This window comes from Arthrobacter sp. HS15c (genome assembly GCF_040812005.1).
Taxonomy (GTDB): Bacteria; Actinomycetota; Actinomycetes; order Actinomycetales; family Micrococcaceae; genus Arthrobacter.
On sequence record NZ_JBFOHM010000014.1, the window covers coordinates 66,671 to 79,726 of the forward strand.

The window sequence follows — 13,056 nt, forward strand, 5'->3', positions numbered from 1 at the left end:
AGAACTCCTGCTCGGAGGACGCTGGGACGTTCTTGCAGCCGTACTCTACGCACGTACGCGGGCGCCGTAGCCATAGCACGAAACGATCAATCGGGGTCAGGGGCAGCATCACGCTAACCCGCCCTCGCCGGTTCCGCCGCAGGTAGCCGCTCGGACCGCTTGTCCAGCCGCAGCTTCACTCGTGCACGAATGGGGCTTTCAACAAACCGAGCGGACAGGTATGCAAGGCCACCCGTCAGCACGAAGACAACGGGCACCCTGATGACCAGCGGTTCAATGACCGGCAGTAGCAGGTAGATCAGGGGCAGGTGCCACAGGTACACCCCGTAGGAAAGGTTTTGTCCTGGCCACGACATCCATGGGTGAGCCAAGACTTTGGCTAGACGGTGGTCCGGGTTCGTCGCGAGGCCGGAGATGAGGGCTGTTGCGACGAAAGCTAGGATGAACGGGCCGAACATCCAGTAGAAGTTAAACCATGCGCCGGCGTCCTTCGGGTAGGCCAACAGGAAGGCCGACGCAACCAGGACCAGGGCGGCGGGCCAGATGGCTTTCGATGAGATGCTCGCCATCCGGCTTGCGGCGACAGAGCCCGGCTTGATCATCATGAACAGCAGGGCAAGCACGCAGCCAAGGAGCAACTGATCGGCGCGGGTGTCCGGCCCGTTGTAGAGACGATTTAGACCGACGCCAGTGGCAACCATAGCGACTCGCTCAGCAACGGCCGCTAAGGCGAGCAGGCCCGTGATGATAGTGATCGTGCGCAGCGCGAACAGCCGGAGCATGACGATCAGAAGTAGCGGCCACACAAGGTAGAACTGTTCTTCAACGGCGAGCGTCCAGGTATGCCCCAACGCACCGCCAGCCGTAGTCACGCCGACGAGGCCGGAGCGGAAGATGTTCATGACATACGTGGCGCCCTGCAAAGCGTTGGAGCCTTGACCACCCCAGCCACTTGATGGCAGCAGGACAGAAGCCGCCGCGACTGGCACACACACGATTAGCAGCGCCGGCCAAAGCCGGGCAAGCCGCTGCACGTAGAACCTGCCAAGACGGATACTCCCACGGGACGCATGTTCCTTCACCAGGAGCAGTGTGATGACGAACCCGCTCAGGGCGAAGAACGTATCAACGCCCGACCACCCGCCAGGCATGAAGCCGGAGGCGCTGTGGTACAGGAAGACCGCCATAACGGCAGGAGTCCGGAGCCCATCGAGAGCGGCAAGGCGACCCGAAACAAAGAGTTGCGGGCGCGTGTCAGCATTGGCGTCGATTGACATTAGTAAGATCCCCCACGAGCGCGCCCCAGTAGCGCGAATAGTTCATGATACCGGGTCATGCATAGGGGCAGATAAGACCGGTTAAGTTCCCCTTCCGGAGGGGCGCGTCCTGGGCATAGACTGACTGGACCGCTAAGCACATGGAGAAAAGCCCCCGGCGTTCGAGCGCCGGGGGCTTTGTGCTGTCTCCGCTAGCTCAGCATCAGGCGCTGAAGGGTGTCCTTGACCGTCTTCGCCTCGCCGTGCGATACCCGGAAGTCGATGGTGTTGCCAGGCACGATGACGCTGACCGTCGTGTTGGTCATCCCCTTCTTGGACGTGATGCTCGTGATGGAGCGGACGGGGATCATCTCGGTGTCCTTATTGCGGACGCCGGTAGCGAGTATTGAGAAGCCCATGGTGGCTGCACCTGCGAGGAGCTTCCCGCCGGACAGGCCGGCCTTCGTCCATTCGACGCGGTCGGCGTAGATGGAGACGTTGGCATTCTTCCCGGCGACGTGGGAAGTGAAGGAGTGGAGCGGCTTTTCGGACATGAGACCCCCTGGTAGATGGTGCTCGAAATGTACCAGCAGCCCCGCGGATATGGCCACGCTGCCGCGTGTTTGGGTGCAACATGCGACGGCGATACACTGGATTGCGCCCGCCCCAGTAGCTCAGGGGATAGAGCAGAAGCCTTCTAATCTTCGGGTCGGGGGTTCGATTCCCTCCTGGGGCACACGCGAAAAGGGCCGGCCATCATGACGATGACCGGCCCTTTTGTCGTCTGGTCAGGCAGCCAGGGGCAGCGCGCGCCGCCGGCCGGACCGTTCGGGCATGTTGAGTTCGGGCAGCAGGTCGAAGCCGTGGCGGATGCCTTCTGGTCGGAGCAGCAGGTACTTCGTGGTGGTGTCCATGTTCGAGTGCCGCATGGACCGCTGGACGATGAAGTCACTGACACCGGCTTCGTGCATCTCGGTGGCCAGGGAGGCGCGGAGGTCGTGGGGCCGGTGCTTCAGGCCGATCCGCTTGATCGCTTCGCCGATCAGGCCCGACACCGAGTTGCCCATGATGTGCCCTTGGCCGGCGGCGTGGAGTTTGTTCTTTGTCCGGTTCGGGAACCAGTAGCCGGTCCTGGGCATCTGGTGGAACAGGGGCCAGAGGGCGGCGGGGACGGGCAGTGTGGCTTCTTTGCGGCCCTTGCCGATGGTCTTGATAGTCCGGGCTTCCCAGTTGATGTCATCGCCGTTCACGGCGGCGATCTCGGACACCCGTAATCCGAGGTAATAATGCAGTGCGACCATGACCCTGGTCTTCCGGTAGATCCCGGACTGAAGCAGCTGGTTGATCTCGTCCACGGTGAACGGGTTCGGCTCGCGCTTCCGGGTGGCCACCCTCGGCAAACGGTATGCCGGGTTGTCCAGGCGCAGCCCTTCATCCTGCATCCAGGCGAAGAACGTATGGAGCCCGGATCTTCTATGAACACGGGTGCTATTGGACCAGTTCTGCTCGGCGGTCCACTGGATCAGGTCACGGCGCGTGACGGTCTCCAAGCTATCGACATCGCGGGCCAGCTGGCGGATGAAGATCAGGCGCTCGCGGATGGTCTTTTCCGTGAGGTCTGCTGCCTTCATGCAAGCCGTCCAGTATTTCAGCGTGTCGTCCGTGTTCATTAGGTGCCCCCTGCTTTAGTGTGTCTGTGCGATCTGATTTGTACACCGAATTTGCCAGATTTTCCGCTCTATATTCTGGAAGGTTCAAGCTTTTTAGGCCCTGCTTTGCAGGGCTTTTTCTTTTGTCTTTGCCGATACCGCAGAGGGAGAGAGGGGCGAGGAGGGCAGGGGCCTGCCTTGTCAGAACCAAGAAAAGAATTCTGGGTTCGTTCAAGGCAAGCTGTGATGACACCGCGTCGGTCAGTCGGTCGTCGTCGGTTGGCTGCTGGGAAGCAGCTAGCAAGGCCCAGGGCATTACTCCTGGGCAGTGGCGGCATGTGCGCACGGATCTGGTGATGCACCCTTAGTGGTGGTCTCACGGTCGGTCTTGGCACTCCTTCGCATGTGCGGCCTTCGGCTCGCTTTATGGACCCTGCCCGTGCGCTCGAAAAGGAACTGGCTCTGACCCAGTAAGCAGCCCGTGAATGAAGGCTTAGCGTGTTTTGAGGCGCGACAAAAGCACCAGGCGGGGTAGCCGTACCGCCTCGGTATGAGGGCGTCACAAGCTATGGACTGGTGCAGGGTGCAGTGGGTACACTGAAAGCCGCGATCAGGGTCCGTAGCCGGGGACTGATTGCCTAGCCGGTTCGGATGTTGACGCATCCGGCCGGCTTTTAGTTTTAAGTTCGGGGGTTAGATGAAGACCACGCTGTCGGGGTCGATCCATTGCGAGGCTGTTCCGCTGTCCCACTGGATCTTGAAGCCGGCGGACGTCACGTCTTTGATGCGTCCCTCGGGCTGTACCGAGGCGTTGCGGAACATCCCCACGAAACGGACGCGGCGGCCCTTCATGGCGTCCCGCAGGGCGGCAGCGGCATCGACGGCGCTGCGCCACTCACGGAAGCTATCCAGGGCTTCGCTGTCGGGGTCAGGAGCGGCGTCCCGGACGGCGCGGAGCGGGCTCACGCGGCGATCTCAAGGGGGAAGTCAGCGTCGTGCTGACGGCGGAACGGGAACTGGTGCACGTTCGATTCTTCTTCAGCCGAATCGCCAACCTTGTAATCCGCCGGTCGGGGGTTCGATTCCCTCCTGGGGCACAAGTAAAGCAGTGAGGCTTCGGCCTGCGGATGACGCAGGCCGAAGCCTCACTGCTTTTGTGACCTGCGCGTTTGCCGTGGCCCCTAGGCAGCAGCCCTAGTGCCGTGCCCCGCGCCGGAGGACACCTGCGCAGAGGCCCAGGACGGCCGCGAGCGACCCCAGGATGACGGCCAGGCCTGAGAAGTATTCGGTGATGCTCATGTGTGGACCCCTTTGCTCTCGCTGATGCACTGAAACTACCCACCGAAGCTCAGTGTTCGCCAAGGACAAGACGGGGTGTTGGATCAAGATTTGCCGCAGCCCGTGGCCCGCCTACGAAGCCTGGACCTGGAGTCGGTGCGGGGCTTCCACAAGGGAACGGACCACACTGCCGGCGGCGCCCAGCAGCGCTCCGGCCTGGCCCACGCCGGACAGGCTGATGTTGCCGGGCAGGACTTTCCCGGGGGCGTACCGTTCCAGGCTGTCGGAAAGAGCGGGCATGATCCACTCCCCCAGGATGGCAAAGTGTCCGCCCAGCACCACGGAGGAGATATTCAGCAGCCGGACAGTGGAGGCAACTGCCACACCGAGGAAGCGGCCGGCCCGGGTGACGGCGCCGAGCGCGTCGGCATCCTCGGCCGCGAGCGCTGCCAGCAACTGCGCCAGGGTCTCGGATCTGGATGGACCGGATGCCGCCCGGCCCGAACGGGAAGCCCATGCCGCGGACCCGTCGGATGCCGCCTGTGTGGCAATCCCTGCGGCCGCAAAGATCGCGTCCTGGCCCGCCACAGTTTCCAGGCAGCCAGTGCCGCCACAGGAACAGGCCGCTCCGTCAGGCTGGACGACAACATGCCCCAGTTCACCGGCATGCCCCTGGGGGCCGGTGAACAGTTCGGAGCCGATCACCAGCCCGCCGCCCACGCCCACCTCACCGGAGACAAAGAGGAAGTCAGCGCCGCCGGCCGGGCGGTACCGCAGCTCCGCCAGGGCTGCCGCGTTGGCTTCGTTGAAAAGTGTGGTGCCCAGTGGCACCCCGGGGAGCAGGGCATCCAGGTCCAGTGCTTCGGTGTTCCAGCCGAGGTTGGGAGCGGTAATGACCGTGCCGGTCTTAACATCAACGAGTCCGGGAACAGCCAGGCCGCCGCCGAGGACGCGGACTCCCTGGGCCTCCGCGTTGCCCCTGAGATCAGCTGCGAGGCCGGCCAGCGCCGCCGCCACGGAGCCCGGTGAGGCGATGCGGTTGTCCTGCTCCTGCGTTTGGTGGAGCAACAGGTTGCCGGAAAGGTCCGTTAGTCCCGCGGAGATGTAGTCGACATTGATTTCCATGCCCATCACGCCCATGGCCGGATTGAGCTCAAGCCCCACGCCCGGCCGTCCGCGCTCCCCCTGCGGATTCAGCCCAATTTCCCTGACGATGCCGGCGTCGAGGAGATCCAGCACCAGGCTCGAGACAGAGGCCTTGGTGAGCCCCGTGGCGGCAGCGACCTGGGCCCGGGTCAAGTGTGCCCCTGCCCCGGACTGGGCAATGCGTCCGAGCACCAGGGCCAGGTTGCCGCGGCGGACGTCACCCATGCTGCCCGGCGTCCCGGTGTCGGGAGCGCCGGCGGCAGGCGCTGAACTGGCCATGCGGCCCTCCTTTTCGAAGTTCGTGCCCCAGGGGAGGCTCATGCTATTGACCATAGCGCATTCCCGCTTATATAGTTCAAGCGATAAACTAACTTCAGGGGTTCCACGGTTCCCCCTAAATGCAAGGACGCATCATGACTTTTACGCCCACACCCGGCGACAAGTTCACCTTCGGCCTCTGGACCGTGGGCTGGACCGGAGCGGACCCCTTCGGCGTGGCCACCAGGAAGCCGCTGGACCCAGTGGAAGCCGTCCACAAGCTCAGCGAACTCGGCGCGTACGGCATCACCTTCCACGACAACGACCTCGTCCCGTTCGACGCCACGGCCTCCGAGCGTGAACTGATCCTGAAGAACTTCAAGGCAGCCCTCGCCGAGACCGGCCTTAAGACCCCCATGGTCACCACCAACCTGTTCAGCCACCCGGTCTTCAAGGACGGCGGCTTCACCTCCAACGACCGCTCCGTCCGCCGCTTCGCCCTCAGCAAGGTTCTGCAGAACATCGACCTCGCCGCCGAGCTCGGCGCCGAAACGTTCGTCATGTGGGGCGGCCGCGAAGGCAGCGAATACGACGGATCCAAGGACCTGTCGGCCGCACTGGACCGTATGAAGGAGGGCGTTGACACCGCCGCCGCCTACATCAAGGACAAGGGCTACGGCCTGCGGATCGCCCTCGAGCCCAAGCCCAATGAGCCCCGCGGCGACATCTTCCTCCCCACTGTCGGTCACGGACTGGCTTTCATCGCCCAGCTCGAACACGGCGACATCGTGGGCCTCAACCCCGAAACCGGCCACGAGCAGATGGCAGGCCTGAACTTCACCCACGGCATCGCCCAGGCCCTCTGGGCAGGCAAGCTCTTCCACATCGACCTCAACGGCCAGCGCGGCATCAAGTATGACCAGGACCTCGTCTTCGGCCACGGCGACCTCACCAGCGCCTTCTTCACCGTTGACCTCCTCGAGAACGGCTTCCCCAACGGCGGCCCCAAGTACGACGGTCCGCGCCACTTCGACTACAAGCCCTCCCGCACCGACGGCTACGACGGCGTCTGGGAATCCGCGAAGTCCAACATGTCCATGTACCTGCTGCTCAAGGAACGCGCGCTCGCCTTCCGCGCAGACCCTGAGGTCCAGGAAGCGCTGAAGACCTCCGGCGTGTTCGAACTCGGCGAACCCACGCTCGCCGCCGGTGAGACCACCGCGGATCTGCTGGCTGACGCCAGCGCATTTGAAACGTTCGACGCCGATGCCGCCGCAGAGCGGTCCTTCGCCTTCGTGCGGCTCAACCAGCTGGCCATCGAGCACCTGCTCAACGCACGCTAGCCCGCAGGCAACCAACCACCAGCACCACGGCGCCGCCGGATCCACGATCCGGCGGCGCCGGCGCATCAAAAGGAAACCCATGGCCCTCGTTGCCGGAATCGACAGCTCCACCCAGTCCTGCAAGGTGGTGATCCGCGACGCGGACACCGGCGCGCTGGTGCGCCAGGGACGCGCCAGCCACCCCGACGGAACCGAAGTCCACCCCGAGCACTGGTGGAACGCCCTCCAGGCCGCCATCACGCAGGCAGGCGGACTCGCTGATGTCAGCGCCGTGTCCGTGGGCGGCCAGCAGCACGGCATGGTGTGCCTTGACGGGACCGGAGACGTCATCCGGCCTGCACTGCTGTGGAACGACACCAGGAGTGCTCCCGCCGCCCTGGACCTGATCCGGGAAGCCGGCGACGGCGACTCCGCCTCGGGTGCCCGCTACTGGTCCCGCGCCACGGGAACAGTCCCGGTCGCCTCGCTGACCATCACCAAGCTGCGCTGGCTCGCCGGAAACGAACCCGACAACGCAGCCCGCGTCGCAGCCGTCTGCCTCCCCCACGACTGGCTCTCCTGGCGGCTGGCAGGCTTCGGCCTCGGCAGCGGCGAGGCAGGCCTGGCGGCACTCCGGACCGACCGGTCCGACGCCTCCGGCACCGGCTACTACTCCGCGGCTGCGGGCGAGTACCTTCCTGACGCCCTCGAAAAGTCCCTTGGCCACGTCCCCCGGCTCCCCGCCGTCGTCGGCCCGCTGGACATCGCCGGGAAAACCCCGGAAGGGTCGCTCATCGGACCGGGCGCCGGGGACAACGCCGCCGCCGCCCTGGGCGTCGGCGCCGGCGTGGGCGACGTGGTCCTCTCCTTGGGCACGTCCGGAACCGTGTTTGCGGTGTCCTCCACTCCGGCGGCCGATGAGTCAGGGCTCGTCGCGGGATTCGCGGACGCCACCGGCAACTACCTGCCGCTTGCCTGCACCCTCAACGCGACGAGGGTATTCGATGCGACGGCCGCACTGCTGGATGTCAGCCTGGAAGAATTCAATGAGCTGGCGATGGCGGCCGCGGCAGGAGCCGGCGGCTTGACGCTCATTCCGTACTTCGACGGGGAACGGACGCCCAACCTTCCGGACGCGGCGGGATCGCTGCACGGCATCACCCGGGCGAATTACACGCCCGCAAACCTGGCGCGCGCCGCCGTCGAAGGCGTCGTCTGTTCCCTCGCCGACGGCCTGGCCGCCCTTCAGGCGCAGGGAGTTGAGGCCCGGCGCGTCATCCTGGTAGGTGGCGGGGCGCAGTCGCCAGCCGTGCAGCTGGCAGCCAGCCAGCTGCTTGGCCTTCCCGCCTTTGTGCCGACGCCCGGCGAGTACGTGGCCGACGGCGCGGCCCGCCAGGCCGCCGCTGTGCTGGCCGGGTCCTTCCCGGAGTGGACCCCCAGCGGCGTGGATCTTCCGGCTGAACCGTCCGACGGCGGCGTTCTGGCCAGGTACCGCAGCCACGCCGCCGCCTACCTCCCCTGAGTCCGGACAGCAACGCAAAAGGACCTGCACCGCCAAGGCGGTGCAGGTCCTTTTGCCGGTGGGGCGCAGGCTCCTGCCGTGACGTCAGCAGGAGCCCGCGGTCTGAATCAGGTCACGCGTACGGGAGTACCAGCTCCGCGTAGCGCTCCTTGACCGTGGAAAGGACGGTATTGCCGTCCGTGTCCCAGATCTCCTGATTGAAGATTTCGACCTCGATGTCGCCGGTGTAGCCGGCGTCCCTGACCCAGGTGCCGATGGTGGCGAAGTCAATGACGCCGTCGCCCATGTATCCGCGCGACAGCAGCGGATCCGCGGCGATTGGCATGTTGAAGTCGCACACCTGGTAGGAGGCGATGCGGTCTTCCCGGCCGGCTCGTTCAATCTGCGCCTTGAGCTCCGGATCCCACCAGACGTGGAAGGTGTCGACGGCGACGCCAACATCCTTCGTGTCGAAGGGTGCCGCGAGGTCCAGGGCCTGTCCCAGGGTGGAGATCAGGGCACGATCGGCGGCATACATGGGGTGCAGGGGCTCGAGCACCAGCCGGATCCCGTTCTCGGAGGCAAACGGGACCAGATCGGCGAGGCGGTCGGCGACGCGCTGGCGGGCAGCCACCACGTCCTTCTCCCCCGGAGCCAGCCCACCGACCACGAGAAAGAGTTCCCGGGTGTCAAGCGCCGCGGCCTCGAGGATAGCCGCGCGGTTGTCCGCCAGTGCGGCGGCCTGGCCTTCGGCGTCGGCCGCTGTCAGGAATCCGCCGCGGCAGAGCGAGGAAACCCGGAGTCCGGCGTCCTTGATCAGCTTGGCTGCCTTGTCCAGTCCGGCTTCCTCAACGCGGTCCCGCCAGGGGCCGATCGACGGGATGCCGGCGTTGACGCAGCCGTCGACGACCTGTGCGAGGGTCCACTTCTTGGTGGTGGCGCTGTTGATCGCAAGGCGCGAGAAGTCGCTCATACTCCCACTCCGTTGATGCGCAGGTAGTCGGACATCCGGAACGCGGCCAGGGCCGGGTCCTTCAGCAGTCCGGCCTGGTCGGCGAGTTCGAACGTCTTGGCCAGGTGCACCACGGAGCGGCCGGAGTGCAGTCCGCCCACCATCTGGAAACCGGGCTGCTTGCCGTTGAGCCAGGACATAAAGGCGATCCCGGTCTTGTAGTAGAACGTGGGGGCGCTGAAGATGTGCTTGCCCAGTTCCCGGGTGGAGTCGAGGATGGCCCGCGCTTCCGCAGCGTTACCCGCGTCGTAGTGCTGCAGGGCAACGGAGGCCGCGGGGTAGATGGCCGCGAAGATGCCCAGCAGGGCGTCCGAGTGGTGGCTGCCGTCGCCGTCGATCAGTTCCGGGTAGTTGAAGTCGTCGCCGGTGTAGAGGCGGACGCCTTCGGGAAGGACGGCGCGGAGGGCCACTTCGTGGCTGGCGTCCAGCAGGGACACCTTGACGCCGTCCACCTTGTCCGCGTTGTCGCGGATGAGGGAGAGGAACGTCTCGGTGGCCGCCGCGACGTCGTCCGAACCCCAGTAGCCGGCCAGGGCGGGATCGAACATGGTCCCGAGCCAGTGCAGGATGACGGGCTGGTCCACTTCCTGGAGCAGTGTGGAGTACACCTTCAGGTAGTCTTCCGGACCGGTAGCCACGCGGGCCAGTGCCCGGGAGGCCATCAGGATGACCTTGGGCCCGGCTTCGGACACAACGGCGATCTGCTCGCGGTAGGCCTCGAGGACGGCTGTCAGTCCGGCCTCGCCCGTGGGCAGCGTGGCGATGTCCAGCTGGTCGGTGCCGGCGCCGCAGGAGACGAGGTCGCGCACGGTTTTGCCGGCGGTCGCGGCGTTGCCGGAGGAGACCACCGAGGCGGCCTCCACACCGGTGCGCTTGATGAGCTGCTGGGTTGCGGCCCAGTCCAGGCCCATTCCGCGCTGGGCGGTATCCATGGCATCGGCCACGCCCAGGCCGTAGGACCAGAGTTCGTGCCGGTACGCCATGGTGGCGTCCCAGTCGAGGCGTGCCGGGGCGCCCGGCGTGTTGTCCGCGAGGACCTCGGGAATCACGTGCGCCGCGGCGTAGGCGCGGCGGGCCGTGAGCGGGGCCGTGGGTCGGGCCCAGGACGCACCGCCCTGGAGGCGGTACTCCCTGGTGCCGCCGTCGTTGGAGGGAAGGATCAGGGAAGTCATCAGAGCGTGATCTCCGGGATGTCGATGGTGCGGCGTTCGTCGTTGGACTGCAGGCCCAGCTCGGCGAGCTGGACGCCGCGGGCAGCAGAGAGCAGGCCGAAGCGGTGTTCGCGGCCGGCTACGACGTCGCGGAGGAATTCTTCCCACTGCAGCTTGAAGCCGTTGTCCAGCTCGGCGTTGGCGGGAACTTCCTGCCACTGGTCGCGGAAGGATTCCGTGACGGGCAGGTCCGGGTTCCAGACCGGCTTGGGGGTGTGGGCGCGCTGCTGCGCGACGCACTTGTTCAAGCCGGCAACTGCGGAGCCGTGCGTGCCGTCGATCTGGAACTCGACCAGTTCGTCGCGGTAAACGCGGACTGCCCAGGAGGAGTTGATCTGGCCGATGACCGGCTCGCCGGCCGGGGTTTCGAGTTCGAAGATGCCGTAGGAAGCGTCGTCGGCCGTGGCCTTGTACTCCTTGCCAGCCTCGTCCCAGCGGGCCGGGATGTGGGTGGCGGTCTTGGCATTGACGCTCTTGACCTTGCCGATGATGCCTTCGAGGACGTAGTTCCAGTGGCAGAACATGTCCGTGGTCATTCCGCCGCCGTCTTCCTTGCGGTAGTTCCAGGACGGGCGCTGGGCTGCCTGGACGTCGCCTTCGAAGACCCAGTAGCCGAATTCGCCGCGGATGGACAGGATGCGGCCGAAGAAGCCTTCGTCAACCAGTCGACGCAGCTTGACCAGGCCGGGCAGGTACAGCTTGTCGTGCACTACGCCGGCCGTGACGCCGGCTTCCTTGCCGATGCGGGCCAGTTCGATGGCCTCTTCGAGCGTTTCAGCCGTGGGCTTTTCGGTGAAAATGTGCTTGCCGGCCAGCATGGCCTTCTTCAGGGTGGCGGCGCGGAGGCTGGTCATGGAGGCATCGAAGATGATGTCCACGGAGGGGTCGTTGATTACGGAATCGAGGTCGGTGGTCCACTCCGCCACCTTGTGCAGTTCCGCCAGTTCGCGGATCTTGGCTTCGTTGCGGCCCACCAGGATCGGTTCGATCTGGACCTTGGTGCCGTCCTCCAGCGTGAAGCCTCCGGCGTCACGGATGGGGAGGATGGAACGCAGCAGGTGCTGGCGGTAACCCATCCGGCCGGTGATGCCGTTCATGGCGATGCGGATCGTCTTTGTTTCGAAGCCCATGTGTCCTCCACGGTGAGTGAGCAGTGTTACTCAAGCTGTATTGGGAAAGCGCATTCCCACTGCATCCATTCTGCACCCATCAGGAGGAAATTGGCAAGCGCTTTCCGGCAAGTCCCTAAAACTGCCATAATATGGTCACCGCCGTTGGCGACTGAGTTCCGCTAAGTTCCGCTGAAAAAGGAGATCCCGTGGCTGCAAGTACCCTCACCGAGGTGGCCCGGCTGGCCGGCGTGTCGCCCGCCACGGCCTCGCGCGTGCTGAACGGTTCTGCCCGGAAACCCGGTCAGGACATTGCGGACCGTGTGCGGCAGGCTGCGGACTCCCTGGGCTACATCCCCAACGCCCAGGCCCAGGGGCTTGCCAAATCGAGTTCCGGCCTGATCGGACTGATCGTCCACGACATCGCCGACCCCTACTTCGCAGCCATCGCCCGCGGCGTCCAGGAAGCAGCCCGGGAACAGGGCAGGATGGTCCTTCTAGCCACCACCGCCGGCGCTCCCGGGGATGAAAAGGAAGCCGTTGCCGCCTTCGCTGCCCGCCGGGCCGATTCGATCGTGATCGCCGGTTCCCGCTCGTCCCGCACCGAGGACACCGACGGCAACGCCGACCTCGCCGCTGAACTCGACAGGTATTGCCGCAACGGCGGCCAGGTGGCTGTAGTGGGCCACCCTGTGGTGGGGGCCGCCGTGTCCGACGGGTACCACGTGGTGGAAGTACCCAATGAGGAACTTGCCGCCAGCCTCGCCTCGGAACTTTCCGTCTCCCGGGCTGGCGACGACTTCGTGATCATTGGCGGACCGGAAGGACTCTTCACCTCCGATGACCGGATCCGCGGATTCCAGCAGGGCCTCGCCGAAGCGGGACGACCCCCGGCGGAAATCCTGCGCAGTTCGTTCAACCGCGCCGGCGGGTTCGAGGCCGGACTCACCCTTGCCGCACGCATCAAGGCCTCCCGCCCGGAAGCCGGTGGCGTCGGGGCCACCGGGAACATCGGCGGCTCCAAGGGACTGTGCATTTTCGCCGTCAACGACGTCATGGCCATCGGCGCTGCCGCGGCCCTCCGGAGCGAAGGGCTGCGCATACCCCGCGACGCCACCATCGCCGGCTTTGACGACATCGAGACGCTGCGGGATTTCCGCCCGGCACTTTCCACCGTGCACCTTCCCCTGGAGGAAATCGGCAGGATCGCCACGCGCAGCGCGGCGGGAAGCGCGGCCGCAGATGGTGCCGCGGCGCCGTCTCCGGTGACCGGACGGGTGACACTGCGGCGCAGCACCGAGACGGCCTCCTGAC

General features: G+C 65.6%; 11 protein-coding genes and 1 tRNA gene. 4 read left to right on the plus strand and 8 right to left on the minus strand.

Annotation, left to right across the window (positions count from 1 at the left end):
* Positions 1-113: 113 nt before the first annotated feature.
* Positions 114-1,277: an acyltransferase family protein gene (locus tag ABV518_RS21270; RefSeq protein ID WP_367771297.1), complete on the minus strand. Its 1,164-nt coding sequence runs from the start codon at positions 1,275-1,277 to the stop codon at positions 114-116.
* A 191-nt stretch (positions 1,278-1,468) separates the two neighbouring features.
* On the minus strand, positions 1,469-1,810 hold the full coding sequence (locus ABV518_RS21275) for a hypothetical protein (protein WP_367771300.1): 342 nt from the start codon (positions 1,808-1,810) through the stop codon (positions 1,469-1,471).
* A 109-nt stretch (positions 1,811-1,919) separates the two neighbouring features.
* Here ABV518_RS21275 and ABV518_RS21280 point away from each other — a divergent pair.
* Positions 1,920-1,992, plus strand: a tRNA-Arg gene (locus ABV518_RS21280).
* Positions 1,993-2,044: 52 nt separating this feature from the next.
* Here the strand turns inward: ABV518_RS21280 and ABV518_RS21285 are convergent.
* From ABV518_RS21285 to ABV518_RS21295, 3 genes are all read right to left on the minus strand, one after another.
* Positions 2,045-2,926 carry a tyrosine-type recombinase/integrase gene (locus ABV518_RS21285; RefSeq protein ID WP_367771303.1) on the minus strand — a complete coding sequence of 294 codons (882 nt, stop codon included), beginning with the start codon at positions 2,924-2,926 and terminating at the stop codon, positions 2,045-2,047.
* Between the two features lie 672 nt (positions 2,927-3,598).
* Entirely contained in the window at positions 3,599-3,871 is a 273-nt protein-coding gene (locus tag ABV518_RS21290; protein ID WP_367771306.1) for a hypothetical protein, read from the minus strand.
* Positions 3,872-4,315: 444 nt separating this feature from the next.
* On the minus strand, positions 4,316-5,650 hold the full coding sequence (locus ABV518_RS21295) for an ROK family protein (protein ID WP_367771309.1): 1,335 nt from the start codon (positions 5,648-5,650) through the stop codon (positions 4,316-4,318).
* Between the two features lie 92 nt (positions 5,651-5,742).
* Here ABV518_RS21295 and xylA point away from each other — a divergent pair, with 92 nt between their 5' ends.
* Positions 5,743-6,930 (plus strand): xylose isomerase, encoded by a 1,188-nt coding sequence (gene xylA, locus ABV518_RS21300; protein ID WP_367771312.1) that lies wholly within the window; start codon positions 5,743-5,745, stop codon positions 6,928-6,930.
* A 79-nt stretch (positions 6,931-7,009) separates the two neighbouring features.
* On the plus strand, positions 7,010-8,431 hold the full coding sequence (locus ABV518_RS21305; RefSeq protein ID WP_367771314.1) for an FGGY family carbohydrate kinase: 1,422 nt from the start codon (positions 7,010-7,012) through the stop codon (positions 8,429-8,431).
* A gap of 112 nt (positions 8,432-8,543) precedes the next feature.
* Here ABV518_RS21305 and ABV518_RS21310 read toward each other — a convergent pair whose 3' ends face one another.
* The 3 genes from ABV518_RS21310 to ABV518_RS21320 are packed head-to-tail and all read right to left on the minus strand — an operon-like array spanning position 8,544 to position 11,763.
* Positions 8,544-9,383 carry a sugar phosphate isomerase/epimerase family protein gene (locus tag ABV518_RS21310; RefSeq protein ID WP_367771317.1) on the minus strand — a complete coding sequence of 280 codons (840 nt, stop codon included), beginning with the start codon at positions 9,381-9,383 and terminating at the stop codon, positions 8,544-8,546.
* Positions 9,380-10,594 (minus strand): dihydrodipicolinate synthase family protein, encoded by a 1,215-nt coding sequence (locus ABV518_RS21315; RefSeq protein WP_367771319.1) that lies wholly within the window; start codon positions 10,592-10,594, stop codon positions 9,380-9,382. Before ABV518_RS21315 ends, ABV518_RS21310 begins: the two co-directional genes overlap by 4 nt.
* Entirely contained in the window at positions 10,594-11,763 is a 1,170-nt protein-coding gene (locus ABV518_RS21320; protein ID WP_131133219.1) for a Gfo/Idh/MocA family protein, read from the minus strand. The genes ABV518_RS21315 and ABV518_RS21320 overlap by 1 nt, the downstream gene beginning before the upstream one ends.
* 188 nt (positions 11,764-11,951) lie before the next feature.
* On the opposite strand from ABV518_RS21320, the gene ABV518_RS21325 reads away from it, so the two are divergent.
* Positions 11,952-13,055, plus strand: a complete 1,104-nt coding sequence (locus tag ABV518_RS21325; protein WP_367771323.1) for a LacI family DNA-binding transcriptional regulator — start codon at positions 11,952-11,954, stop codon at positions 13,053-13,055.
* The last annotated feature ends 1 nt before the right edge of the window (position 13,056 follow it).

Coding starts and splice junctions, on each gene's coding strand:
- ABV518_RS21270 (WP_367771297.1), bottom strand. CDS start 1,277: ATGTCAATCGACGCCAATGCTGACACGCGCCCGCAACTCTTTGTTTCG.
- ABV518_RS21275 (WP_367771300.1), bottom strand. CDS start 1,810: ATGTCCGAAAAGCCGCTCCACTCCTTCACTTCCCACGTCGCCGGGAAG.
- ABV518_RS21285 (WP_367771303.1), bottom strand. CDS start 2,926: ATGAACACGGACGACACGCTGAAATACTGGACGGCTTGCATGAAGGCA.
- ABV518_RS21295 (WP_367771309.1), bottom strand. CDS start 5,650: ATGAGCCTCCCCTGGGGCACGAACTTCGAAAAGGAGGGCCGCATGGCC.
- xylA (WP_367771312.1), top strand. CDS start 5,743: ATGACTTTTACGCCCACACCCGGCGACAAGTTCACCTTCGGCCTCTGG.
- ABV518_RS21305 (WP_367771314.1), top strand. CDS start 7,010: ATGGCCCTCGTTGCCGGAATCGACAGCTCCACCCAGTCCTGCAAGGTG.
- ABV518_RS21310 (WP_367771317.1), bottom strand. CDS start 9,383: ATGAGCGACTTCTCGCGCCTTGCGATCAACAGCGCCACCACCAAGAAG.
- ABV518_RS21315 (WP_367771319.1), bottom strand. CDS start 10,594: ATGACTTCCCTGATCCTTCCCTCCAACGACGGCGGCACCAGGGAGTAC.
- ABV518_RS21320 (WP_131133219.1), bottom strand. CDS start 11,763: ATGGGCTTCGAAACAAAGACGATCCGCATCGCCATGAACGGCATCACC.